Source organism: Marinimicrobium sp., assembly GCF_002695945.1.
Lineage (GTDB): Bacteria > Pseudomonadota > Gammaproteobacteria > Pseudomonadales > Cellvibrionaceae > Marinimicrobium > Marinimicrobium koreense.
Genome location: NZ_NZQP01000028.1, coordinates 1 through 24,883, shown reverse-complemented (window position 1 = coordinate 24,883; position 24,883 = coordinate 1). Strand labels below are relative to the sequence as shown.

The following is a 24,883-nucleotide window of genomic DNA, read 5'->3' as shown; positions in this document are numbered from 1 at the left end:
GGCGCCAAGCATGCCAACAATATCGGCGGCTTCCCTACCGCCGGGTCTCACCTAAAAATTGGCCCTGAGGGTCAATGCATAGCGCGTGTCGTTCAGGAAGTAAGAAGCGTAGTGGTCTCCCGCTGCGTTCTGTTTCATGATCGTGCGCGTTTCCGAATTGAGGATGTTGTTCACTTCCAGGCCGAGTGACAGCATGTCGGTGATGTCGTAGAAGATCGACCCATCCATCTGACCGTAATCGTCGTTATACACCGGCAGGCGCCAGGTGATATCGCGATCGGTGCCGTTAAAGCCATTGGGGCCAACGGACATCAGGAAGTCACTCCGCCAGTTATACGCCAGACGGACGGACAGCGGCCCCTTCTCGTACATACCCACCAGATTGTAGGAATGCTCCGACAGCCCCTCAAAGGGCATCTGCCCGTATTCACTGCCGTCGGTATCGACCGGGTTGGAGCCCTCATCGCGAGGCACATCGGTGCTGCTGTCGATGTAGGTGTAGTTGGCCTGCATACCCAGGCCATCAAAGGGCTCGGGAAGCTGATCAAAGAACTGGCTCCAGCCCAACTCGACACCCCGGATATCAGCGGTGCCGGTGTTGACCGGACGGGTCACCGTATAATCCCACCCACCGTGCTCTTCGCGGATCGTCTGGTTGCGGATAAACCCTTCAATGTCTTTACTGAAGGCATTGACGTGAGCCATACCACCGGCGTCATTGAAGTACCACTCCAGCGAGATATCAAACTGGGTCGCCTCCATCGGCTCGAGCATCGGGTTGGAGCCGGAGGAGGACGTCAGCCGGAAATCCTCCGGCGGCACATACTGGTCTTCCGGTACCCCTTCCGGGCGGCCCGCGCTCAAGGTCTGGAACGCCTGCATCTGATTGTACGCAGGCCGCGCCATGGCTTTGGAGGCGGCGAAGCGCAGGAACAGATCGTCACGCAACTCCACCCGCAAGTTCAGGTTCGGGAGCACGTTGGTATAGGAATTCTCCGCCACGATATCTTCCGGATCCTGATACCAGGGGCGGCTTTCCGTCTCGCCATCCTCTCCCACCACGATGGTTTCGGGGTAGCGGATCATGCCCGATGCCGCGCTGTCGGTCTGCACCACGCGAATACCGATATTGCCGTCTACCGGCAGCGCCCAGTCGTCGACACCGAAGCCGAGCAGGAAGTACGCCGCGTAGGTCTGCTCTTCCTGTTCGTTAATGCGGCTCGGATCGTCCATGGTTGCCGGCATGTAGTCGTCACAGCAGATATAGTTCTCACTGGCATCCGCATGCAGTTGATCGAAGCTCTCCGGATAGCCCTCAACCAGCGATATGTGAGGCGCATAGACAACCCCCGGGCTCGGTGCCTTGCCCCGGAAAAAGTTATCAAAGGTGTTGAGCGACATCTGGCTGGCGTCTTCCACCGGAGGCATCTGGTCGTCGGGCAGCTTCCACCAGGCCATCCACGGCTGGTAGATGGCCTGCCAGTGGTAGCCACTGTTGATGTTGGTGGCTTCCCGGTCCGTCAGCCGAACGCCGGTCTTGATGTAGCGCACAACGTCGGTGTCATTGAAGTTGTATTTCACGTCCGCACGCCAGGCGAACTGCTCGGCTTCGTTGTCCTCGATAAAGGGCATGGTGAAGCCCCAGTAGTAATTGCCCGGATCGGACAGGTACTCATCGTCGGCCTGAACCAGCGGTCGTTCACCGCGCAGATCAATATCGATGTACGGCAGGTTGATGCCCGTCGCGATGGTGGCATCCAGACCCTCCGTTGTTGCCTTGGTGTACTGGAGGTCGGTACTGAATTCCAGCTGGTCACCCGGCAACCACTTGTAACCGGCGGAAAAATCGCTGGTGACTGACTCGCGATTGGCCACGCGGATATCGGCCCCGAAGGGGATTCCCCCGGGCTGGGTCAGGCGACCCGACAGAAAGACATTATTGTCATCGACAACAAACTCTTTGCCATCGCCCGGCTGGATGGCATAGGCATCGTTCTGGACAAAGATGGCATCCTCATCCCACTGCATGTCATATTCGGAACGGAACGCCTGGAAATAGAATTCTGACGCATCGCTGGGCCGCCACTGAGTCGCCAGGTAGGACCCCAACCGCTCGCGATTGAAATCCATGGAGCGCCAGTCCGCCCCACGCGGTACCTGGATAGTAGTCCCCTCGTAACCCTGCAGGTCATCGCGGGGGAAAAACGGACGATTGAAAATGCCGTCGGTGCGGGTCGAAATTTCCGAAAAAGCGACATCCACCAACAGACCGAACTCACCGGCGGAGGTGTCCCAGCGGTTGCTGTAAAGAGCCGATACCGACGGGTCGGCCTCTTCGATAAAGTCACCGTAATTCACGCTGGCCGTCGCCGCCATTACCTGACCATCACTGTCAAAAGGCATACGAGTACGCAGGTTGACGGTGCCGCCCAGGCCACCTTCGATCATGTCCGCCGAAGGGTTTTTATAGACGTCCACCCCGGCCATAAGCTCAGCGGGCACATCTTCAAAGCTCAGGCTCCGCCCACCGTTTGCGGTAAAGCTGTCGCGTCCATTGAGCTCACTACGCACCTGGGTCAAACCGCGCACGGCGACGCCACTGCCTTCAGCTGAGAAGTGCTCCGGATCCCCGAGAGACATGAAGTGATCAATGGTCACACCCGGAATGCGCTGCAAGGTTTCGGTCACCGAGCGATCGGGCAGCTTGCCGATGTCATCCGCGACAATCGAGTCGACGATCTGTTCAGCACTCTGCTTGATCATCTGGGCCGACTGAATGCTGCTGCGCTGACCGGACACCACGATCTCTTCCAGTGCGGTCGGCTGCTCCGGCGCCGCCGGTGTGGCTTCCTGTGCAAAGCCGGCGCCATGCCAGCCAACCGCACCTGCGACCAGTAACTGTGAACTCCAGTGAATGGCGCGCGCCAGCCTGGTGCGCCGAAATGCCGAACGAGGTGCCAAGCCCTGAGTCTTGTTCATTATTGTCATCGCTTATTCTCCGCTTACCCGATAATGGATCTGCATTGTTTATTGTTGTTGCGCCAACACGCCTCCCTGCCCCTGTGATTGACCTGCGCCATAGCCGGACGCTGCTTTGGGTGTCACAGGAAGCGCACTGCCTTTATAACTCCATATTTTCATTAGCGCAACCATTTTTCTATATGATATACGACTATCCCGCCTCCTTTTTGGCCAGGCTTGCTTTATCATGGCGGTTGAGCACGCTGAAAAGTCGAATACGAACTGGAGCCGAACGTCATGAACCTCCCGCCGGATACCCCCGAGCAATCTGAGTTGATTGATGGACCAGACGCCTTTCGCCAGGCACTACTCCACTGCGCGAGCGAGACGCGCCGCACTTTCTCACTCTACTCACCCGACCTGGCCAGAGAGGTTTACGACCTGCCGGAGCTGGCCGAAGCGCTCTCCGAGATTGCCCGTCGACATCGCCAGGCGCAGGTACAGCTGCTGGTCCGGGACACCCGGGCGCTGGTTGAATACGGGCACGGCCTGGTTCGCCTGGCCCAGAGGCTGCCGAGCAAGGTGACCCTGCGCCGGCTGACCAACGACATTGAAACCCAGGCCATCGCATTTGCGCTGGGCGATCGGGAGCACCTGGTCTATCAGAATGATCCGGACAACTATCACGGCTTTTACGATCGGCAGGCGGGTGCGCGGGTGAAAACGCTGAGGGAGATTTTCGATCGGGCCTGGGAAACCGCTGAAGAGGATCCACGCCTGAGACAATTGGCGCTATAGCGGTAAAAAAGCGGTTTTTTGGGTTGCTGATCGTCGTTTTATCCTTTATATATAGTGCCAGCCGCACCCGATGCGGTTAATACGCTATATATTCAGGCTTTTTTATCGGCCTGACTCAATAAACACTTGACCATCAACAAGGATCATATTATGGCTGCTCGCAAAACTGCTGCCAAAAAGGCACCCGCAAAGAAAGCTCCCGCCAAGAAAGCTGCTGCCAAGCAGCCGGCCGCCAAAAAAGTAAAGGCGATCTCCGAGCGTTACAACAAAACCCAGATTCTGAATCAGATTGCGGACAATACCGAGCTGAGCAAGAAGCAGGTCCAGTCGGTACTGGACGAGCTGTCTGACATCATTGAAGGTCACGTCAAGAAGCGTGCCGTGGGCGAGTTCGTACTGCCCGGCCTGCTGAAGATCACCACCGTGAAGAAGCCCGCCACCAAGGCGCGCAAGGGCATCAACCCCTTCACCGGCGAAGAGACCGTGTTCAANGCGAAACCGGCCTCCATCGCNGTCAAGGTACGNCCTCTGAANAAGCTCAANGAAATGGCTCTGTAAGCGCCATACCCGCTCAACAGGGCCCCTCTCGGGGCCCTGTTCTCAATACCAGTCGCCCGGCCCCGTNNTATCCACCGGNTTGACCTCCAGATCCTCCAGTGACTCCAGCACGTCAAAGTCGTCCCCNACCAGGGCGGANCTGAGNTGATCNAGTCGNTCCTGCAATTGAGCCTCAGANTANCTTGCNGCNGGCTTNACNCCCCAAATCGGCTGCGGCCAGGCNGGGTCNGTCTCAAAGCGGGCNATATGGTGCACATGCAANTGGGGNACAACATTNCCNAGCGCNGCCACATTCATNTTGTCGGCATCAAACACGCTGGTCATCACCTCGGCCAGACGACAGGACTCNCGCATCAGTTGCTGCTGATCCCGCTCACCCANATGATGAATTTCAAACACATCCTCCCGCAGNGGCACCAGCAGNCACCAGGGGTAGTTGGCNTCTTTNCTGAGCANCAGCAGAGACAGCGGGAAGCGCCCTACCGGCACGGTATCCTCGGCCAGGCGTGAATGCAGTTGAAACATNACCCTCTCCTCATCGACTTCTTTCGGGTGGTTCGGTACTCAGTGCGCATCGGGAGTCTGTACCCGAGCCGGTAAGCACCGTAGAATAAGCGTTTTCTCTGTTTACCAGTATAGCCACTAAGAAGCCAATCTATGCGAGCCAGTCGTTTTTTAATCGCCACACTGAAAGAAACGCCCTCCGANGCCGAGGTCATCAGCCACCAATTGATGCTGCGCGCGGGCATGATCCGCAAACTGGCCTCGGGGCTNTATACCTGGATGCCCCTCGGNCTGCGTGTACTGCGCAAGGTCGAGCGCATCATCCGNGAGGANATGGANCGCTCCGGCGCCCAGGAAGTNCTNATGCCNGTGGTTCAGCCCGCCGAGCTNTGGGNAGAGTCCGGACGCTGGCAGCAGTACGGCCCCGANCTGTTGCGCATCAATGACCGCCANCAGCGGGATTTCTGCCTCGGCCCCACNCACGAAGAGGTCATTACCGACCTGATTCGCGGNGAGATCAACAGCTACAANCAGCTNCCGGCCAANTTCTATCAGATTCAGACCAAATTCCGCGANGAAATCCGCCCCCGNTTCGGTGTCATGCGNGCCCGCGAGTTCACCATGAAGGATGCCTACTCGTTCCACNTGAGNCAGGAATCNCTGCAGGAAACCTACGAGGTCATGCACCGCACCTACTGCGCCATTTTTGACCGCATTGGCCTGGCCTATCGCCCCGTGTTGGCCGATACCGGCTCCATCGGCGGCGCTTTCTCGCACGAATTCCACGTACTGGCCGACAGCGGTGAAGATGACATCGCGTTCAGTAACGGCAGCGACTATGCCGCCAACATCGAAAAGGCCGAAGCCCTGGCGCCGAGCGATGCACGCCCCAGTGCCAGCGAGGCCATGACCGAGGTTGCCACTGCGGATCAGCACACCATCGAACAGGTCGCAGGCTTTCTGAAGGTCGCGCCGGAGCAGACCGTCAAGACCCTGATCGTACTGGGCGAAGCCCCGGAAGAGGGCCCCGCGCCCTTAGTGGCCCTGGTGCTGCGCGGCGATCACGAGCTCAACGACATCAAGGCCGAAAAAATCGACGGTATTGCCGCACCGCTGACCTTTGCCCCGGAGGAGCGCATTGAAGCAGAACTGGGCGCGGGAGTCGGCTCTCTCGGCCCGGTGGGCCTGAACATTCGCGTAATGGTGGACCGGGCGGCCGCCCAGCTGGCGGACTTCGTCTGTGGCGCCAACCGGGACGGCTACCACCTGACCGGCGTCAACTGGGAGCGCGATGCACCCCTGAACGACGTGGTGGATCTGCGCAATGTGGTGGCCGGTGACCCGAGCCCCGACGGCAAGGGCCAATTGGAGATCAAGCGCGGCATTGAGGTCGGCCACATCTTTCAGCTGGGCACCAAATACAGCGAGGCGATGAATGCGCGCGTGTTGGATGAAAACGGCAAAGAAAAACCCATGATCATGGGTTGCTACGGTATCGGGGTATCCCGTGTGGTCGCGGCAGCCATTGAGCAGAACCATGACCAGAATGGCATCATCTGGCCCCAGAGTATTGCGCCCTTCCAGCTCGCACTGGTGCCAATCAACCCGCACAAATCCCCGGCGGTGGCCGAACAGTGTGAGACGCTGTACCAGCAGCTCACCGAGCTGGGCGTTGAAGTCCTGTACATGGACGAAGACAAAGCGCGCCTCGGTGTCATGCTCGCCAATACCGACCTGATGGGTATTCCACACCGCTTAGTGGTGGGCGATCGCGGTCTGGAGAAAGGTACTCTGGAGTACAAAGGACGCCGGGACGAACAGGCTCAGGACGTTCCACTGGAACAGGTGGTCGAGTTTATCCGCGAGCGCCTGGCGGACTGACCTCGATGCGTGGGCCGGGCGTGAAGAAAACCGCGTTCAGTGTTCTGGTGGCACTGTGGATGGCGAGCGCCACCAGCTTCGCCTGGGCGCAATCGAACACCCTGGCCTATGCCGAACCGGCCATCGAAGTGGATGACCAGCTTCGGCAGAAGCTGCTCGATAACATTCGCGCGGCGGACAGTTTCGAGGATCGCTTTGATGCCGAGGCCTGGCTGATGCTGATGTCGGGACGCCTGGAGCGTTATGTGCGCGATCCGGATCGACGCCTGCGCTTGCTGCGCAAAATCCACAGCGCGGCCCGCCAGACCGACCTTCAGCCCGAGCTGGTATTAGCGGTCATTGAGGTGGAGAGCCACTTCAATCACTATGCGGTATCACCGGTGGGTGCTCAGGGGATCATGCAGGTCATGCCGTTCTGGAAGAACGAGATTGGCCGACCGGAAGACAACCTGATCAACCTGGAAACCAACCTGCGGTACGGCTGCACCATCCTCAAGCATTACCTGGAACGATCAGAGGGGCGCCTGGCGGAAGCCCTGGCACGCTATAACGGCAGTTATGGCAGCTACCGCTATGCTGCCAAAGTCATGGATGCCTGGGAGCGTTGGCGATAGCCTCTCGCGCCTGTTCGTGGGAAAACCCGCGGTATTGAAGGAATCGGGCCTGACGGGCTTTCTCTTTGGGGGTTTCCACCGGTGCGTCACCGAAGCGCTTTCGGCGCACTTCATTGGCGAGATCCCACCAGCGCTCATCCCCTTCATCGAGATAAAGGCTGATCAGAGAGTCTGAAACGCCTTTTTGCCGCAATTCTTGGGCAATACGCAGAGGCCCCTTGCCCTGCCGCTCCCGAGCGGTGACAAATGCCTCGGTGAAGCGCTCATCGCTCTGAAGCCCCTGCTCTTCCAGCCGAGCCAGCGCCTGATCCACCGTCTTAACCCGTTCACCCTCCGAACCAAAGCGCTTGAGTAATTTGGTCCGAAGCTCGTCACGAGCATGCTCGCGACGAGCCAACAGGTTCATGGCCGCCAGTCGCACTTCGCCCATCGTGGGCTCGCTCGATTCATCCCGCTCTGTCATAACGACTCAACGTACCGGTGGGAAATTCGACAGAACCTCGGTCACTGCGGCAGAGAGCCGCTGACGCTGTTCCTGAGGCGTCAGGCCATCATACAGACGCTGCTCGGCAACACCCCGCCACAGCGGTTTGTTGTCTTCAGCGCGAGCGATGTCGATGATCAGGGTTCCCTGGCGGTAGACCCGTGGACTGGGACCGTGGGAATAGGGGTAACGGTACCAGGGGCCATAACCGTAATAGCCAAAGCCATAGCGTTGATCGTAACTGCGTACATCCAGCCGGTCTTCCACCACGATGTGGTAACGGACCACGAAATCCGCCTCCCCATCTTCGCCCGCAGACTCATAGCGCGAGGCCAAATGGCTTTCAATTACCCGCTGCAGGTGACTCAGGGTGAACGGGGAGATCAGCAGGCTGTTGCCGTCTTCCTGCTCGGCCAGTTCAACCCGAAAACGGTTGAGCTCTCCAAACGAAAACTCAGGATCGTAATCGGTCACCACCGAGGGCGTACTGGTACAGCCAGCCAGAAGGCCCAGCACCAACAACAGTCCAACACCCAAACGAATCAGTCGCACAGCCGCTTTCCTCTTATTACTTGGCATTGCCTTGGCGGCGCAACAGGCTCCGCCCAAGGGATATCATGAGTATCACGTCAGTTGGACCACAGACAAGAGACCCGGGTTCAACCCGGGTCTCTTGTAGTTTGACAGGACGGCGAGGCTCAGGCCTCGCTTTCCTCTTCTTCCTTCTCTTCGGCCTTTACCGGGATGTTCAGCAGTTCGCCGCGTACCCGCTTCTCCATCTCCTGGGCAATGGTGGGGTTCTCATGAAGGAACTTCACCACGTTGTTTTTGCCCTGGCCAATCTTGTCGCCATTGTAGCTGTACCAGGCACCCGCCTTGTCCACGATGCCAAGCTTGACGCCGTAATCAATGACCTCACCGAAGCGGTTGATGCCCGTGCCGTACAGAATCTGGAACTCGGTTTGCTTGAACGGCGGTGCCACCTTGTTTTTCACCACCTTCACTCGGGTCTCGTTCCCGATGACCTCATCGCCCTCTTTCACCGAACCAATGCGGCGGATATCCAGGCGAACCGAGGAGTAGAACTTGAGCGCATTACCACCGGTGGTGGTTTCCGGGCTGCCGAACATCACACCGATCTTCATGCGGATCTGGTTAATGAAGATCACCAGGCAGTTGGCGTTCTTGATGTTGCCGGTAATTTTACGCAGCGCCTGGGACATCAGGCGGGCCTGCAGGCCCACGTGCTGATCACCCATCTCGCCTTCAATTTCCGCCCGGGGCGTCAGCGCCGCCACCGAGTCCACCACCAACACGTCAACCGCACCGGAGCGCACCAGCATATCGCTGACCTCCAGGGCCTGCTCACCGGTATCCGGCTGGGAGATGATCAGATCATCCACATTCACGCCCAGTTTTTCGGCGTAAATCGGGTCCAGCGCGTGCTCGGCGTCAATAAAGGCACAGGTACCGCCCTGGCGCTGGGCTTCGGCAATCACCTGCAGCGTCAAAGTGGTTTTACCGGACGATTCCGGCCCGTAAATCTCTACCACCCGCCCCTTGGGCAGGCCACCAATACCGAGGGCGGCATCCAGCCCCAGAGAGCCCGTGGAAATGGCGGGAATCGCCACCCGCTCACGATCGCCCATGCGCATGACCGTGCCCTTACCAAATTGACGTTCAATCTGGCCTAAGGCGGCCTGTAGCGCTTTCTCTTTATTCGCGTCCATCCGACACCTCGATCAATGCTGTGAAATTAGAACTTGAAATGGTTTCAATACAACTGCCGACAGCATACACGAAAAACCTGTATGCGCAAACAGTAACTCGATATTTATACAGTAGTCTTGCCGCCCGTAGTCAAAGCCAACAACTGCTGCAACGCAGCAGTCACGGTCTGCCCTCGCACGGCGGCCCGATCGCCTTCAAACCGATGCAGGTGAGCATCGCTGAGCAGCGTCTCGCCGCGCCGATACGCCCACCCCAACCAGACGGTACCCACCGGTTTTTCCTCTGAGCCACCTTCCGGCCCGGCAACGCCGCTCACCGCAATGGCCAGATCCGCGCCAGAAATCCGCGCCGCACCCTCCGCCATGGCGCGCACCACCGATTCACTGACCGCACCGTTCTGTATCAGCATCTGCTCGGGAACGCCCAACAGACGGACCTTGGCGTCATTGGAATAAGTCACCAGACCATAGCCAAACCAACCCGAACTGCCGGGAATGTCGGTGATCGCGGCGGCAATGCCACCACCGGTGCAGGATTCCGCCGCGGCCACTGTCCAGTGGTTTGCCGTCAGCGCCTGTCCCAGGCGGGTCGCGAGGGCCTGCTGTTCGGCGGCGGAAGTGGTCAGGGGTTCGGTCATGGGCTCAAGGTATGCCAGGCGCGAGACGAGTGCAAGCCCCGGATGAATTCCGTAGAATAGCGCAGCTTCCAATCACCCGATAACACCCAGGCAACGCCGTTTTATGAGCAAAACATCCGACGCCCCAAGCCAGCACACGCCGATGATGCAGCAGTACCTGCGAATCAAGGCCGAGCACCCGCAGGAGCTGGTGTTCTATCGCATGGGCGACTTCTACGAATTGTTCTACGACGACGCCAAGCGGGCTGCCGAACTGCTGGACGTGACCCTCACGGCCCGCGGCAAGTCCAACGGTGAGCCCATTCCCATGGCGGGCATTCCGTTTCACGCCGCCGACGGCTACCTGGCCAAGCTGGTGCGGGCCGGCGTGTCGGTGGCCATCTGCGAGCAGATCGGCGACCCGGCGACGTCCAAGGGGCCCGTGGAGCGCAAAGTGGTGCGCATCGTCACGCCGGGCACCGTCAGCGACGAAGCCCTGCTGGACTCCGGTCGGGACAACCTGCTGGTGGCCCTGCACCAGCAGGGCGACACCTATGGACTGGCGTCTCTGGATATCGCCAGCGGCCGTTTTTACGTGCTGGAGGTCGAGGGGCTGGACGCGGCCCTCGGTGAGCTGCAGCGACTGCGCCCCGCCGAGTTGCTGGTCAGCGACGACCTGACCACGCCCGAGCTGCTGGAGAACCGCAAGGGCGTGCGCCGCCGGGGCCCCTGGGAGTTCGAGCTGGACAGCGCCCGGCGCCTGCTGACCCAACAGTTCGGCACCCAGGATCTGGCAGGCTTTGGCTGCGACCATCTGGACGCCGCCATCGCCGCCGCCGGCTGTCTACTCAACTACGCCCGGGAAACCCAGCGCGCCGCCCTGCCCCACGTGCGCGGCCTGAGCCACGAAAACCGGGACCAGGCGGTGATCATGGATGCCGCTACCCGGCGCAATCTGGAACTGGACATAAACCTCGGGGGTACCGAAGAAAACACCCTGTACAGCGTCCTGAATCGCTGTGCTACCGCCATGGGCTCCCGTCTGCTGCGCCGCTGGCTGAACCGCCCGCTGCGCGACCTGCCGATTCTGCAATCCCGTCAGGACGCGGTGGCCGAGCTGCAACATCAGTACACCTTCGAGGTGATCCACCGGATTCTCAAACGCATCGGCGATATGGAGCGGATCCTCGGTCGCCTGGCCCTGCGTTCGGCCCGCCCGCGGGATCTCGCCCGGCTGCACGCCTCCCTGGCCTGCTACCCGGAGCTGCGCAGCGAGCTGGCCAAGCTCGGCGCGCCGCACCTGTCCGAGCTGGCACAACAGTTGGGAGAATTCCCCAAGGCCGTTGATCTGCTGGGACGCGCCCTGATTGAAAATCCACCGGTGGTCATTCGCGATGGCGGCGTGATCGCCGAGGGCTACGATGAAGAACTGGACGAGCTGCGCAATATCAGCAACAACGCCGGCCAGTACCTGGTGGACCTGGAAACCCGGGAGCGAGAGCGCACCGGCATCAGCACGCTGAAGGTGGGCTACAACCGGGTGCACGGCTACTTTATCGAGCTCAGCCGCGCCCAGGCCGAACAGGCCCCGGCGGACTATATCCGCCGCCAGACCCTGAAAAACGCCGAGCGTTTCATCACCCCGGAGCTGAAAGAATTCGAGGACAAGGCGCTGTCCGCCAAAAGTCGCGCTCTGGCCCGGGAAAAGCTGCTCTACGATCAGCTGATCGACATTCTCAACGACGACCTGATCCCCCTGCAGCAGTCCGCCGCCGCCGTGGCGGAGCTGGACCTGCTGACCAATCTGGCCGAACGCGCCGACAGCCTTGGCTGGAGCCGCCCCATCCTGAACGCCGACCCCGGTATCAACATTCAGGGCGGGCGACATCCGGTGGTCGAGCACGTCAGCGACGCACCCTTTGTGCCCAACGATCTGTGCTTTGGCGATCAGCGCCACATGCTGGTGGTCACTGGTCCGAACATGGGCGGTAAATCCACCTACATGCGCCAGGCGGCGCTGATCGCCGTGCTGGCCCATATCGGCAGCTTTGTGCCCGCAGCGGAAGCGAGAGTGGGCATGCTGGACCGGATCTTTACCCGGATCGGCTCCTCCGATGACTTGGCCGGTGGGCGCTCCACTTTTATGGTGGAAATGACCGAGACCGCCAACATTCTGCATAACGCCACGCCGCGCAGCCTGGTGCTGATGGACGAGATCGGCCGGGGCACCAGTACCTTTGACGGTCTGGCCCTGGCCTGGGCCTGCGCCCGCCATCTGGCGGAAAACGTCAAGGCGTACACCCTGTTCGCCACCCACTACTTTGAACTGACCCGGCTGCCCGACGAGCTACCGGGCATCGTCAATGTCCACCTGGATGCCACCGAGCACCACGACAGCATTGTCTTTCTGCACAAGGTTCAGGAGGGGCCGGCGAGCAAGAGCTACGGCCTGCAGGTGGCCAAACTCGCGGGCATACCCGATGGCGTGCTGGCCCAGGCCAAGACCCAACTGGCGGAACTGGAGGGCGACGCCCAGCGCGGCAGCTCGACTCCCCAGCCACCCAAACCCGAACCAGCACCGGCGGCCGACACGCCCGTTCAGGGCGGCCTGTTCGACAGCGCGCCCCACCCGGTGGTGGAAGCGCTGGGCGAGGTTCAGCCGGATGATCTCAGCCCCCGTGAGGCGCTGGAGCAACTTTATGCCCTAAAGGCGCTTATGACTGGCAAAAGCTAAGAATACTGCTAGAATAAGCGCCCAAAATCCGAACCGTGTTAGCTGGAGTCCGCTATGACATTTGTTGTTGGGGAAAACTGCATTAAATGCAAACACACAGACTGCGTTGAAGTCTGCCCCGTTGACTGCTTTTATGAAGGCCCCAATTTCCTGGTGATTCACCCGGACGAGTGCATTGACTGCGCTCTGTGTGAGCCCGAGTGTCCGGTGGATGCCATCTTCTCGGAAGATGAACTGCCCGAAGGGCAGGAAGTGTTCCTGGAGCTGAACGCCGAATTGGCGGAAGTCTGGCCCAATATTACCGAGAAGAAAGACGCTCCGGCGGACGCCGAAGAGTGGGATGGTGTGGAAGGGAAACTGCAGTACCTCGAACGCTGAACCGTCTGCACCGACAAATCTGCAGCCACAAAAAAGCCGGGCCATCAAAGCCCGGCTTTTTTGTACCTCAGACAGAGGTACCGCATCAAACGCTGAACAGCGCCTCGCTATTGAGCCCCTGCTTTTCGATGATTTCCCGCAACCGCTTCAGAGCTTCCACCTGAATCTGGCGCACCCTTTCTCGGGTCAATCCGATTTCATGGCCCACCTCTTCCAGGGTGCACACCTCATGGCCACGCAACCCGAAACGCCGGGCCAGGACTTCACGCTGCTTTTCACTCAGGTCGTCCAGCCAACGATCCAGACTGTCATTTAGATCGCCATCCTGCATCAGAAAAGCGGGGTCGGAGTTGTTGATGTCCGGGATGGTGTCCACCACGGTCCGATCGGAGGCATTGCCCACCGGGCTGTCCACCGACGTGACCCGCTCATTCAGCCCCAACATACGCTCCACGTCGGCCACCGGCTTGTGCAACAGCGTGGCGATTTCATCCGAGGAGGGTTCGTGGTCCAGCTTCTGGGTCAGCTCCCGAGCCGCCCGCAGGTAGATATTGAGCTCTTTCACCACATGAATGGGCAGACGGATGGTNCGGGTCTGGTTCATGATCGCCCGCTCGATGGTCTGACGGATCCACCAGGTCGCGTAGGTGGAGAAGCGGAAACCCCGCTCCGGGTCAAACTTCTCGACCGCGCGGATCAACCCCAGGTTGCCCTCTTCAATCAGATCCAACAGGGCCAGACCCCGATTGACGTAGCGGCGTGAAATTTTCACCACCAGACGCAGATTGCTTTCGATCATCCGCTTCCGGGACGCCTCATCTCCACGCAGTGCGCGGCGGGCAAAATAGACCTCTTCCTCGGCGGTCAGCAAGGGCGAGAAGCCAATTTCGTTCAGGTAAAGTTGTGTCGCATCGAGACTTTTGGAGAAGTGATCGTCGGAGTGCCGATCAGCGGTGGCGCGCCCTCGTCGGGCGGAGGTGGGTGCTGCGGTGGTCGGTTCCTCTTCAACCACAACATCATCATTAAAATCAATTTCGTGAACCGCCGCGGCTGACTCACGATCCGCTTTTGTATCCCGTTCTTGCAGTGCCATAGATCACCCCTCGCTCTACATACGGCTCCTGGTGCCGCCCCTATGGCATCCAACAGCCTTAACCCAAGTTATCGTTATACTGCGACACTATTGTTAACGTTTAGCGTTAACGTTTGGGTAGATACCCAATTGGGTCAACGGGTTTCCCATCACGCCGAATTTCAAAGTGCAGACGCACACTGTCGGTGCCACTGGAACCCATTTCGGCAATCACCTCTCCTGCTTTTACCGCGTCACCTTCGGCTACCTTCAGGCGACGGTTGTGGGCATAAGCGCTGAGGTACGTGTCATTGTGTTTGATGATCACGAGATTGCCATACCCACGCAGCCCGCTGCCCGCATAAACCACTTGCCCTGCAGCAGCTGCTTGTACAGAGTCTCCCAATTTACCGCTGATATCAATACCCTGATTGAGCCCCGTAGAGGCGCCGAAGGCGGCAATCACCCGCCCCTTCACGGGCCACCGCCAATCGGGGTTGCCCGCAACCAGGGCCGGGGCGGCAGACGCCTTTGGGCGAGATGTTTTATTTTCTTGACGGTCAGCAGGCGCTTTCGGGGTCGGCTTACTGGCGACTTTCGGGGGCGTCGCCCGTGGAGAGGGCCTGGAAGGCGCGGCCATATTATGCACATCGAGGCGCAGTGTCTGGCCGGGGTAAATGGTGAAAGGTGGGCCGATACCGTTGTGTTGCGCCAGCTTGCGGTGATCCACGTCGTAGCGCCAGGCAATGGAATAGAGCGTTTCTCCGGCGCTCACCCAGTGCTTCTGAATCTCCCGACCCGGCGGCTGGCCCCGCTCCACCACATCCGCCCGCTGGGTAGCGCAGCCTCCCAGAACCACCAAACTGATCAATATATAAACCAGTGGGCCGTATTTCCTCCAGCGGTGGGTTGACCAGTCCTGCATAAACACACTCACGTTAAGGGCTGATGCGAAGGCCCCGTTTATTTGGATTCGCAATTAACGCCGGGCCCTTATTAGAAAATACTCTAAAATACGGGTTGCCACTGTGAATTATTAATGAGTCGACCGTTTCGCCCAAAATTCCAGGGCGAGCACCAGCAACAACCCCAACGCCATGAGAACCAGAACCATTGCTGTCTGTGGGTCAGACCCGACAATATTCTCATAGTGCCACGGCACCAGGTTTTCCTGAACCAACGGTACCTGCTCACCGTGACGATTGGTATAGGTCTCCAGAGTATGCTTCCAGGGCCAGATAATGTTCAACGAGCCCACCAGAAAGCCGGTCAGCACCGCCAGCGTCCGGTCATGATAATGTCGCAACAGCCAGCCCAGAAAGTGGGAAAACAGTAACAGGCCGGTCACACAGCCCGCGAGAAAGCACGCCAGTATCCACCAATTCAGATCCACCACCGCCTGAATAAACACCGGGTACATCCCCATCAGCAGCAACAGGAAACTGCCGGAAACGCCGGGAAGGATCATGGCGCATATTGCGATGCAGCCAGCGAGGTACACCATCCACCACTCGGCGGGCAGCTGAACCGGCTTGCCTACCGAGATTGCCAGCGCCACCAGGGTGCCAAGGCCCAGTCCCAACCAGATGACCGGAGAGCGAAGCGGCAGCTGTCGCCCGATATAAACGACCGACGCCACCACAAGTCCGAAAAAGAACCCCCAGACCAGCAGGGGATGAAATTCCAGCAGATAGTGCACCAGATTCGCCAGGGAAAAGATGCTGAGCAGTACGCCGCCAAAGACCGTCAGCAGAAAGCCGCCATTGACGTGGCGCCAAAAGGCGGCCGTGCCCTGCCGCCGCCAGATGCCCAGCGCTGCGGGTGTCCAACGCCGCAGAGAATCGATCAATTCTTCATAGATTCCGGAGATAAACGCAATGGTCCCACCGGATACACCGGGAACCACATCAGCCGCCCCCATCGCCATCCCTTTCAGGCATAGAATCAGTCGGGCTTGCAGGGTCATGGGAGTCCTTGTCATTGGGCAGCAAAATCAGACATGAAACGTCAGCGGCTGGTGCCGGAGAGCAGCGGAACGAACTTGACCGGTTCGAGCACCTGGGTCACAAAGTTCTCGCTGTCACCATCGCGAATGATCAGGTTGAGGGATTGGGTCTGATCGCCCACCGGGATAACCAGCACGCCGTTTGGCGCCAATTGATTCAGCAACCCCTGGGGAACAAAGCGCGGTGCGGCGGTGCTCAGGATACCGTCAAACGGCCCCGCCTCCGGCCAACCGAAACCGCCATCGGCGTGCTTGAGGTGAACGTTGCGCAACCCCAACTCCCGCAGCCGCTCACGGGCCTTATCCTGCAGAGGCTTGATCCGCTCGACGCTGTACACTTCGTCCACCAACTGCGCCAGAATGCTGGTCTGGTAGCCTGAACCAGTGCCCACTTCCAGCACTTTGTGCAGTCGTTTGCCGGCGGCACCGAGCAGAATTTCCGTCATTCGAGCGACGATATAGGGCTGGGAGAGTGTCTGGCCATAGCCGATGGGCAGCGCGGTGTCCTCGTAGGCGCGATGGGACAACGCTTCATCCAGAAACCAGTGCCGGGGCGTGTTGCGCAGAGTGTCCAGCACCTGCAGATTGGTGACGCCCTTGTCGGCCAGCCTTTGCACCAGACGCTCCCGCGTGCGCTGGGAGGTCATTCCCACACCTTCCAAATTAAGACTCGTCACTGCGTATTTCCCCGGAATTCTAGCCGTCAATATTGTTCTGATGAAAAGCGATCACTATAGCACAGTGGCGCCCCGAGCTGCTTCCATCTGGGTCGTATCGAGCTGGGCCACCTCCGCCAGCAATGCGGTGGCAAAGGTCCCCGGCGGCAGGGCAAAAGACAGCACCATGTCGCCCTGCTCCCAGTGCCATGCCAGACCCTGAGGGTTTAGTGCCAGGGCGCGTCGCTCCTGGTTCAGGCCAACATGTTCCAGGCCGTCGCACCAGCCTTTCCAGGGTGCCAACACCCGGGATTCCAACTGAGCGGTCTGGGCGTCACTCATCAGTCGACCACGGCCCCAGAGCGGGCCGGAAGGTTCATCCTGCGGTTCGCCCGCAAGGCACTCAAGCCAGGTACCCTCACGCACACGTTCCGCCAGTACCTGATTGAACAGCCAGGAGCGGGNGGCGGACATCACCATGCCCCGCTGTTGGCGGTTCTTGATACGCTCACCCTCCACCAGCCAGCGCTGCGCCTGATGCAAGTTGCCCGCGTCTCGGCCAAAGCGCTGCTCACCAAAGTAGTTGGGCGCCCCCTGCTCCGCCACCCGGNCCAGCGTCTGTTCAAGCCGTTCCAGGGCGCCATCTTCCAGGGCCTGCACCGCCCGCAGTCGAATGACGAAGTGGTTGGCCTGGTGCTGGCCCCGGCGCAGCTTGCGCGAATGACGGGAGCAGCTGAGCACGGTGGGGCCGGTCTGTTCCAATGCAGTCCAGTCTGGCTCCACGGCTTTGGGTTGATAGATACTGAACCACTGTGTGGCCACCGCGTGGCGATCCTTGAGGCCACAGAAGCCCACATCCCGACTGGTGACACCGGCACAGCGCGCCAATTGCCCAGCCACCCAGGCGGTATTGTCACCGCGTTTGCGAACCTGAACCAGCCAGTGTTCGCCCTCGCCCTCAGGCTCAAACCCGAGGATTTCGTCCACCTGAAAATCTTCCGGTGTCACCCGAAATCCGGCGGACACTCGGGGGCCGCCCCAGGCGGTGGGCATTCGGATGTCAAACTCGAGGGTCATGGCATCTCCCGGCCAAAGTGTTGCAAAAATCGTCGCTCAAGCCACCAGTCACCCGGGCCCTGCCAGAATCCGACGTGNCCACCAGTGCGGGGCGCTTCAAAAATCAGATGGTCATGGGCCTCGGCTTCCTCGGTCGGGAAACAGCGATCGTTGAAGAAGGGGTCGTTGCGCGCGGTAACCAGCAGGGTGGGAACGCGGATATCCCGCAGAAAAAATCGGCTGCTGCAGCGGGCGTAATAGTCGGCCGCATCGCGAAAGCCATTGAGGGGCGCCGTGTAGTGCTCGTCCAGAGCCCAGAGGGTTTTCATCTGCTTCAGTCGCTGCAGATCGAAATGCCCGGGAAATTGGGCGGCCTTGGCTTTGAGCCGACGTTTCATCGAACGGACAAAGTGTTTGTGGTACAGCCAGTTGGCCGGACGCTCCAGAGTCAACACGCACGCGAGCAGGTCCAGCGGCACCGAGGCCGTAGCCGCCGCCTCCACACCGCGCTCGCGCGCCGCCTCGCCCTGCTCACCCAGCCACTTCAGGGTGACGTTGCCCCCGAGCGAGAAGCCTCCCAGATGCAGGCGGGGAAAGCCCGCACCCGTGGCCCAGCTGATCACCGCGTCCAGATCATCACTACAGCCCGAGTGGTAGATACGCGGGGTACGATTGAGCTGGTCACCGCAACTGCGCAGATTCCAGGCGAGTACCGACCAGCCCTTGGCCAGCGCCGCCCGGGTAGTCCCGAGGATATAACCACTACGGGCACTGCCCTCCAGGCCGTGAGAGAGAATCAGCAGCGGAGCATCCGGTTCAGGGCTGCGATACAACTCGGCGTGCAACCGGTCGCCATCGGGTAAGTCGATGTCTACCGGCTCACCGGTCAGTGTCAGACGACGAATATAGCGGGGCACCAGTGTCTGGAGATGTCCGCCGGGCAGCCATGTTGGTGCCCGGTAATCCGCGTCATTTACCGGCATACGGAAAGCGTCCTCAGNGTTGTTGCGGCTCGAGCAGCACCACCGCCTGAGCGGCGATGCCCTCTTCCCGGCCGGTAAAACCCAGCCGCTCGGTGGTGGTGGCCTTGATGTTGAGCTGTCCCGTGGTGCAGCTTAGATCATCCGCGATCCGCTCAATCATGGCGGGGACGTGACGGGCCATTTTCGGAGCCTGGGCAATCACCGTCATATCCGCATTGACCAACCGCCACCCCTGCGCCCGGACCTTGGCGTAAACCATGCGCAACAGCGCCCGACTATCGGCGTTTTTGAAGCCCGGATCGGTGTCCGGAAAATGCCGACCGATGTCTCCCAGGGCGGCAGCGCCCAATAGCGCATCGCATAGGGCATGCAGCAGCACGTCGCCGTCCGAGTGGGCGACCAGCCCCCGGTCGTGCGCAATGGCCACACCACCGATCACTACTTTATCGCCCGGCCCGAAGGCGTGCACATCGAAGCCCTGTCCCACTCGCATCAGTGTTGCTCCTGTCGCTGTAAAATCGCCTCGGCCAGAGCCAGATCCTCCGGCCGGGTCACTTTGATATTGTCGGTGCGCCCTTCAACCATCAGCGGCTGATAGCCTGCCAGCTCCATCGCCGATGCCTCATCGGTCACCACCTCACCTTGCCCCAAGGCCCGAGCCAGGCACTGATGCAGCAACTGGTAGCGGAACAGCTGTGGCGTCTGCGCCTGCCAGAGTCCTCGCCGGTCGCAGGTATCGAGAATCACGTTGCGGGGACCGACACGCTTGAGGGTATCCCCCACCGGAACGCCGAGAATGCCACCCACGGGATGATTGGCGGTGTGTCGCCGCAGGCTGGCAATGGCACTGGGCGTGATACAGGGACGGGCGGCGTCGTGCACCAGAATCCAGTCCTCCGCCTCAGCTTGCAGGGTCAGGTAGTTCAGGGCATTGAGCACAGAGCGGCTGCGTTCACTGCCGCCATCGACAACCGCAATCCGGACATTGCCGGCCAGCGGCAACTGCTCCCAGTAGGGGTCAGTCGGGCTCAGAGCCAACACCACTCCGGCCAGGTCGGGAATGGCCAGTAGACGTTCCAGCGTATGTTCCAGAAGGGTTTTGCCTCGCAGCCGCAGATACTGCTTGGGCAGATCTGAACGCATGCGGGTGCCAATACCCGCTGCGGGAACAATGGCCCAGCAAGGGTTCGAGGCATCGGAACGGAGGTGATTGCCCATATACGTTTCCGAAGACGTCTGAGGTCGGTTTATTCTTGGGGATCGACGACCATGAAGAAGGTCTCGCCGTCGCGGATCATGCCCAAATCCTCTCGGGCCCGCTCTTCGATGCTGTCCAGCCCTTCCTTGAGTTCATCCACTTCCACGGCCAGCCGACGGTTGCGCGCTTTGAGCCGCTCGTTGGCCAGCTCCTGCGCCCGAATGTCGCGGTCCAGTCGCGTCACGTCTGCCCAACTTCCTTCTGCAATCCACAAGCGGTATTGCAGGGCGGTGAATAGCACTATCAGGATGGCCAACAGAATTTTCATTGTTACCAACTCCTGGTTAGTGGATCGTGGGGTAGATGCTCTCGGGTAAGCGGTGGATGACGCGCTTTGCGCTTATCCACCCTACATCGCTGCGGTTACGGCGGATCGTTTGGGTTACGGCGGATGCGGCCTTTGGCCTTATCCGCCCTACGCAAACCACGGTGCCATCCGTAGGGCGGATAAGCGAAGCGCATCCGCCGTAACCTTACCTTCTTACGCCTTGAATTCCGCACGGCCCTTGTACGGCGCCGAGCCATTCAGCTCCGCTTCGATGCGCAGCAGGCGGTTGTACTTGGACACACGGTCGGAACGACACAGAGAGCCGGTCTTGATCTGACCCGCTGCGGTCGCCACGGCCAGATCGGCAATGGTGGTGTCTTCGGTTTCACCGGAACGGTGGGAGATCACCGCGGTGTAACCGGCGTCCTGGGCCATCTTGATCGCGTCCAGGGTTTCGGACAGCGAGCCGATCTGGTTGAACTTGATCAGGATGGAGTTACCGATCTTCTTGTCGATACCTTCTTTCAGAATCTTGGTGTTGGTCACGAACAGATCGTCGCCCACCAACTGGATCTTGTTCCCCAGCTTCTGGGTCAGGTACGCCCAGCCGTCCCAATCGCTCTCATCCAGACCGTCTTCGATGGAGATGATCGGGTACTTGGCCGACAGATCCGCCAGGTAGTCAGAGAACTCTTCGGCGTTGAACACCTTGCCTTCACCAGACAGGTCGTACTTGCCCTCTTTATAGAACTCGGATGCGGCGCAGTCCAGTGCCAGGGTCACATCTTCACCCAGTTTGTAGCCGGCATTGGCCACGGCCTGACCGATGACCTGCAGAGCTTCTTCGTTGGACGGCAGGTTGGGAGCGAAACCACCTTCGTCACCGACTGCGGTGCTCAGGCCTTTTTCGTTCAGCACTTTTTTCAGGGCGTGGAAAATTTCCGCACCGGTACGCAGCGCTTCGGAGAAGGTCTTGGCGGAGACCGGCTGAATCATGAATTCCTGAATGTCGACGTTGTTGTCGGCGTGCTCACCGCCGTTCAGGATGTTCATCATGGGAACCGGCATGGAGTACTTACCGGCGGTGCCGTTGACTTCAGCAATGTGCTGGTACAGGGGGATGCCCTTGTCGATGGCAGCGGCTTTGGCAGCGGCCAGGGACACGGCCAGNATGGCGTTGGCGCCAAACTTGGACTTGTTCTCGGTGCCGTCGGCATCGATCATGATTTTGTCCAGCGCGCGCTGATCGGCGGCGTCTTTACCCACCAACAGACCTTTGATGGTGTCGTTGATGTGGCCCACGGCCTTCAGTACGCCCTTGCCCAGGTAGCGGGACTTGTCGCCGTCGCGCAGTTCCAGTGCTTCGCGCGAACCGGTAGAGGCGCCAGAGGGGGCGCAGGCGGAGCCTACGGCACCGCTTTCCAGAATGACTTCAGCGCTGACGGTCGGGTTACCGCGACTGTCCAGAACTTCGAAAGCTTTGATGTCGACAATTTTACTCATGCGTAGATTGCTCCGTTTGCCAATAAATAATGAAAAAGGGTTCGTTACTGCGTTCGTTACTGAATATCCAGTGGCGGCAACTGCTTCACCACATCGTCAATGGCTTTGATCTGGGCCAGGAACGGCTCCAGCTTGTCCAGCGGCAGCGCGCTGGGNCCATCACACTTGGCNTTGTCCGGGTCCGGGTGGGCTTCCAGGAACAGCCCCGCCAGNCCNACNGCCATACCGGCACGGGCCAGNTCGGCGACCTGATGACGGCGNCCNCCNGAGGCTTCGCCCAGCGGGTCACGACACTGCAGCGCGTGGGTNGCNTCAAAAATAATCGGCGCCCCGCCGCTGACTTCCCGCATGGTGCGAAAGCCNAGCATATCCACCACCAGNTTGTCGTAACCGAANTTGCTGCCGCGCTCNCACAGAATGATCTGGTCGTTGCCGCACTCGCGGAATTTNTCCACGATGTTTTTCANCTGGCCCGGACTCAGAAACTGGGGCTTCTTGATGTTGATNACCGCNCCNGTCTTTGCCATGGCCTGNACCAGGTCGGTNTGGCGTGCCAGAAAGGCGGGCAACTGAATCACATCACAGACCTCCGCCACCGGCTGACACTGATACTGCTCGTGCACATCGGTAATGACCGGCACACCGAAGGTGTCNTTGATTTCCTGAAAAATCTTCAGGCCTTCTTCCATGCCCGGGCCNCGAAAGGANTGGATGGAGGAGCGGTTGGCCTTGTCAAACGAGGCNTTGAANACATAGGGAATNCCCAGNTTTTCGGTCACCTTGACGTAGGCTTCGGCCACCTGCATTGCCATNTCCCGGGATTCGAGGACATTCATGCCACCGAACAGGGTAAAGGGACGTTGGTTGCCCACCGTCAGNTTGGCAATGGCAATATCTCGATCAGTCACAGCATNCTCACTCTATCGTTGGCGAGCCCCGCAGGGCCCGCGAGGCGGATCAGGANGATTGGTTGGTCAGCGCGGCGCGGACAAAGCTGGTAAACAGCGGNTGNCCGTCGCGNGGNGTGGAGGTGAATTCCGGGTGGAACTGGCAGGCGACAAACCAGGGATGATCCGGCAGCTCCACCGCTTCCACCAGGGTATCGTCCGCCGACCATCCNCCGATGCGCAGNCCGGCTTTCTGCAGCTGGTCCACGTAATTGTTGTTCACTTCATAGCGNTGCCGATGGCGCTCGACAATCACATCCTTACCNTAAATNTCCCGGGTCTTGGAGCCGGCCACCAGACGACTCTCCTGACCACCGAGACGCATGGTNCCGCCCAGGTCGGAGGTTTCGTCGCGNTGNTCGCGGCGTCCACTGTTATCCACCCACTCGGTAATCAGNCCGATCACCGGNTCCGGGGTATGCTTATCAAATTCGGTGCTGTTGGCNTTTTTCAGGCCCAGCACGTTGCGGGCAAACTCGATCACCACCGATTGCATACCCAGGCAGATCCCCAGGTACGGCACCTTGTTCTCGCGGGCATAGCGCACCGCCATCAGCTTGCCTTCGACCCCNCGGTTACCNAAACCGCCGGGCACCAGNANCGCATCCGCTTCGCGCAGCAGGCTGTCGCCCTGCTCTTCCAGTTGTTCGGCGTCCACGTATTGCATGTTCACTTTGGTACGAGTGTGAATGCCNGCGTGAATCATCGCCTCGATCAGGGATTTGTAGGCATCCAGCAGCTCCATGTACTTGCCGACCATGGCGATGGTGACTTCGTTCTCGGGGTGCAGCTTGCCATCCACCACGCGGTCCCACTCGCTCAGGTCCGCCGGNCCNCAGTCGAGCTCGAACTGCTCGACGATAATGTCGTCCAGGCCGAATTCGTGCAGCATGCGCGGGATGGCGTAAATGGTGCCGGCATCCGGCAGCGGGACCACCGCGCGCTCATCCACGTTGGTGAACAGGGCAATTTTGCGGCGGGAGTCTTCATCGACTTCCCGCTCGGAGCGACACAGCAGAATATTGGGCTGCAAACCGATTGAGCGCAGCTCTTTCACCGAGTGCTGGGTCGGTTTGGTCTTGGTTTCACCGGCGGTGGCAATATAGGGCACCAGAGTCAGGTGCATCAGAATGGAATTCTTGGGGCCCAGCTCAACTTTGAGCTGACGCACGGCTTCGAGGAACGGCTGGGACTCGATATCACCCACGGTACCGCCGATTTCCACCAGCGCCACATCGGCATCGCGGCCGCCTTCGATAATCCGACGCTTGATTTCGTCGGTAATGTGGGGAATCACCTGAACGGTGCCGCCCAGGTAGTCACCGCGGCGCTCTTTGCGCAGCACGGTTTCGTAAACGCGACCAGTGGTGAAGTTGTTGCGACGGGTCATTTTGGTGCGAATGAATCGCTCGTAATGCCCGAGGTCCAGATCCGTCTCGGCCCCGTCTTCGGTGACAAACACCTCGCCGTGCTGAAAAGGGCTCATGGTGCCCGGATCCACATTGATGTAGGGATCCAGCTTCATGATGGTGACGTTCACGCCCCGAGACTCAAGAATTGCCGCCAGAGAAGCCGAGGCAATACCCTTGCCCAAAGACGAAACCACACCACCGGTAACGAAAATATATCGCGTCATGTAAAACCTTGTTCAGTACGATCGAGGGACAGACAAATACCGGACGCCAACGCTGTGCTTGTCGTTGGGGTATTTCTCTTCAGGACGGGGCGCCAGAGTACCAGAAAGGCGGGATAGCCTCAATCAAAAGTTGTACCACCTCAGGCGGTAGCCCGGCTGGCCCGGGGCCGCCGAGAAGCCCTTGCAGACCCACAGATCCCCGGCGGCCACCAGGGTCTCGCCGCTGTAAATCAGCGGCAG

General features: G+C 59.8%; 25 protein-coding genes. 6 read left to right on the top strand and 19 right to left on the bottom strand.

Annotated elements, in window-relative coordinates; all coding sequences use genetic code 11:
• Positions 1–51: 51 nt before the first annotated feature.
• On the bottom strand, positions 52–2,979 hold the full coding sequence (locus CMG77_RS07175) for a TonB-dependent receptor (protein ID WP_286806407.1): 2,928 nt from the start codon (positions 2,977–2,979) through the stop codon (positions 52–54).
• 279 nt (positions 2,980–3,258) lie between these two features.
• Between CMG77_RS07175 and CMG77_RS07170 the strand changes: the two genes are divergently transcribed.
• Together CMG77_RS07170 and CMG77_RS07165 are read left to right on the top strand one after the other, a co-directional pair.
• Positions 3,259–3,759 carry a DUF7931 domain-containing protein gene (locus tag CMG77_RS07170; RefSeq protein WP_286806405.1) on the top strand — a complete coding sequence of 167 codons (501 nt, stop codon included), beginning with the start codon at positions 3,259–3,261 and terminating at the stop codon, positions 3,757–3,759.
• A 150-nt stretch (positions 3,760–3,909) separates the two neighbouring features.
• A complete protein-coding gene (locus CMG77_RS07165; RefSeq protein WP_286903888.1) occupies positions 3,910–4,317 on the top strand; it encodes an HU family DNA-binding protein in 408 nt (135 codons plus the stop codon).
• 42 nt (positions 4,318–4,359) lie between these two features.
• On the opposite strand, the gene CMG77_RS07160 is transcribed toward CMG77_RS07165, so the two are convergent.
• Positions 4,360–4,842, bottom strand: coding sequence for an HIT domain-containing protein (locus CMG77_RS07160; RefSeq protein ID WP_286903886.1), 483 nt, complete (start codon positions 4,840–4,842; stop codon positions 4,360–4,362).
• A 132-nt stretch (positions 4,843–4,974) separates the two neighbouring features.
• On the opposite strand from CMG77_RS07160, the gene CMG77_RS07155 reads away from it, so the two are divergent.
• Positions 4,975–6,702, top strand: coding sequence for a proline--tRNA ligase (locus CMG77_RS07155; RefSeq protein WP_286903884.1), 1,728 nt, complete (start codon positions 4,975–4,977; stop codon positions 6,700–6,702).
• Positions 6,703–6,707: 5 nt separating this feature from the next.
• The gene (locus tag CMG77_RS07150) at positions 6,708–7,316 is read left to right on the top strand and encodes a lytic transglycosylase domain-containing protein (RefSeq protein WP_286806397.1); all 609 of its coding nucleotides are present in this window, start codon (positions 6,708–6,710) and stop codon (positions 7,314–7,316) included.
• Here CMG77_RS07150 and CMG77_RS07145 read toward each other — a convergent pair.
• The 4 genes from CMG77_RS07145 to CMG77_RS07130 form a co-directional block, all read right to left on the bottom strand.
• Positions 7,288–7,779 carry a regulatory protein RecX gene (locus tag CMG77_RS07145; RefSeq protein WP_286806396.1) on the bottom strand — a complete coding sequence of 164 codons (492 nt, stop codon included), beginning with the start codon at positions 7,777–7,779 and terminating at the stop codon, positions 7,288–7,290. The two genes, CMG77_RS07150 and CMG77_RS07145, sit on opposite strands and share 29 nt — an antisense overlap.
• A 6-nt stretch (positions 7,780–7,785) precedes the next feature.
• Positions 7,786–8,352, bottom strand: coding sequence for a DUF4136 domain-containing protein (locus CMG77_RS07140; RefSeq protein ID WP_286806395.1), 567 nt, complete (start codon positions 8,350–8,352; stop codon positions 7,786–7,788).
• Between the two features lie 146 nt (positions 8,353–8,498).
• Positions 8,499–9,530, bottom strand: coding sequence for a recombinase RecA (gene recA / locus CMG77_RS07135; RefSeq protein WP_024460497.1), 1,032 nt, complete (start codon positions 9,528–9,530; stop codon positions 8,499–8,501).
• Positions 9,531–9,634: 104 nt separating this feature from the next.
• Positions 9,635–10,168 (bottom strand): CinA family protein, encoded by a 534-nt coding sequence (locus CMG77_RS07130; protein ID WP_286806392.1) that lies wholly within the window; start codon positions 10,166–10,168, stop codon positions 9,635–9,637.
• A gap of 103 nt (positions 10,169–10,271) precedes the next feature.
• Between CMG77_RS07130 and mutS the strand changes: the two genes are divergently transcribed.
• A complete protein-coding gene (gene mutS / locus CMG77_RS07125) occupies positions 10,272–12,881 on the top strand; it encodes a DNA mismatch repair protein MutS (RefSeq protein ID WP_286876335.1) in 2,610 nt (869 codons plus the stop codon).
• A 54-nt stretch (positions 12,882–12,935) separates the two neighbouring features.
• Positions 12,936–13,259 carry a ferredoxin FdxA gene (gene fdxA, locus CMG77_RS07120; RefSeq protein ID WP_036159885.1) on the top strand — a complete coding sequence of 108 codons (324 nt, stop codon included), beginning with the start codon at positions 12,936–12,938 and terminating at the stop codon, positions 13,257–13,259.
• A gap of 85 nt (positions 13,260–13,344) precedes the next feature.
• Here fdxA and rpoS read toward each other — a convergent pair whose 3' ends face one another.
• The 13 genes from rpoS to CMG77_RS07060 all read right to left on the bottom strand — a co-directional run bounded on the left by rpoS (position 13,345) and on the right by CMG77_RS07060 (position 24,874).
• Positions 13,345–14,352, bottom strand: a complete 1,008-nt coding sequence (gene rpoS / locus CMG77_RS07115; protein ID WP_286806387.1) for an RNA polymerase sigma factor RpoS — start codon at positions 14,350–14,352, stop codon at positions 13,345–13,347.
• A gap of 106 nt (positions 14,353–14,458) precedes the next feature.
• Positions 14,459–15,106, bottom strand: a complete 648-nt coding sequence (locus tag CMG77_RS07110) for a peptidoglycan DD-metalloendopeptidase family protein (protein ID WP_286806385.1) — start codon at positions 15,104–15,106, stop codon at positions 14,459–14,461.
• Between the two features lie 261 nt (positions 15,107–15,367).
• A complete protein-coding gene (locus CMG77_RS07105) occupies positions 15,368–16,297 on the bottom strand; it encodes a polyprenyl-phosphate transporter (RefSeq protein WP_246004343.1) in 930 nt (309 codons plus the stop codon).
• A 41-nt stretch (positions 16,298–16,338) separates the two neighbouring features.
• Positions 16,339–16,983 carry a protein-L-isoaspartate(D-aspartate) O-methyltransferase gene (locus CMG77_RS07100; RefSeq protein ID WP_123637627.1) on the bottom strand — a complete coding sequence of 215 codons (645 nt, stop codon included), beginning with the start codon at positions 16,981–16,983 and terminating at the stop codon, positions 16,339–16,341.
• Between the two features lie 84 nt (positions 16,984–17,067).
• Positions 17,068–18,045, bottom strand: a complete 978-nt coding sequence (truD, locus tag CMG77_RS07095; protein ID WP_502691781.1) for a tRNA pseudouridine(13) synthase TruD — start codon at positions 18,043–18,045, stop codon at positions 17,068–17,070.
• A 20-nt stretch (positions 18,046–18,065) separates the two neighbouring features.
• Complete coding sequence (locus CMG77_RS15845) at positions 18,066–19,031, bottom strand: YheT family hydrolase (protein ID WP_286806381.1); 966 nt, start codon at positions 19,029–19,031, stop codon at positions 18,066–18,068.
• A gap of 13 nt (positions 19,032–19,044) precedes the next feature.
• Positions 19,045–19,524: a 2-C-methyl-D-erythritol 2,4-cyclodiphosphate synthase gene (gene ispF / locus CMG77_RS07090; protein WP_286903880.1), complete on the bottom strand. Its 480-nt coding sequence runs from the start codon at positions 19,522–19,524 to the stop codon at positions 19,045–19,047.
• Positions 19,524–20,249 (bottom strand): 2-C-methyl-D-erythritol 4-phosphate cytidylyltransferase, encoded by a 726-nt coding sequence (ispD, locus tag CMG77_RS07085; protein ID WP_123637631.1) that lies wholly within the window; start codon positions 20,247–20,249, stop codon positions 19,524–19,526. The genes ispF and ispD overlap by 1 nt, the downstream gene beginning before the upstream one ends.
• A gap of 29 nt (positions 20,250–20,278) precedes the next feature.
• Positions 20,279–20,557, bottom strand: a complete 279-nt coding sequence (gene ftsB, locus CMG77_RS07080; protein WP_123637632.1) for a cell division protein FtsB — start codon at positions 20,555–20,557, stop codon at positions 20,279–20,281.
• Positions 20,558–20,770: 213 nt separating this feature from the next.
• Positions 20,771–22,060: a phosphopyruvate hydratase gene (gene eno, locus CMG77_RS07075; RefSeq protein ID WP_286903878.1), complete on the bottom strand. Its 1,290-nt coding sequence runs from the start codon at positions 22,058–22,060 to the stop codon at positions 20,771–20,773.
• A 56-nt stretch (positions 22,061–22,116) separates the two neighbouring features.
• Positions 22,117–22,968 carry a 3-deoxy-8-phosphooctulonate synthase gene (kdsA, locus tag CMG77_RS07070; RefSeq protein ID WP_286903876.1) on the bottom strand — a complete coding sequence of 284 codons (852 nt, stop codon included), beginning with the start codon at positions 22,966–22,968 and terminating at the stop codon, positions 22,117–22,119.
• Positions 22,969–23,017: 49 nt separating this feature from the next.
• Positions 23,018–24,643 (bottom strand): CTP synthase, encoded by a 1,626-nt coding sequence (gene pyrG / locus CMG77_RS07065; protein WP_286903874.1) that lies wholly within the window; start codon positions 24,641–24,643, stop codon positions 23,018–23,020.
• A 123-nt stretch (positions 24,644–24,766) separates the two neighbouring features.
• On the bottom strand, positions 24,767–24,874 hold the full coding sequence (locus tag CMG77_RS07060) for a TilS substrate C-terminal domain-containing protein (protein ID WP_286903893.1): 108 nt from the start codon (positions 24,872–24,874) through the stop codon (positions 24,767–24,769).
• Positions 24,875–24,883: the final 9 nt, after the last annotated feature.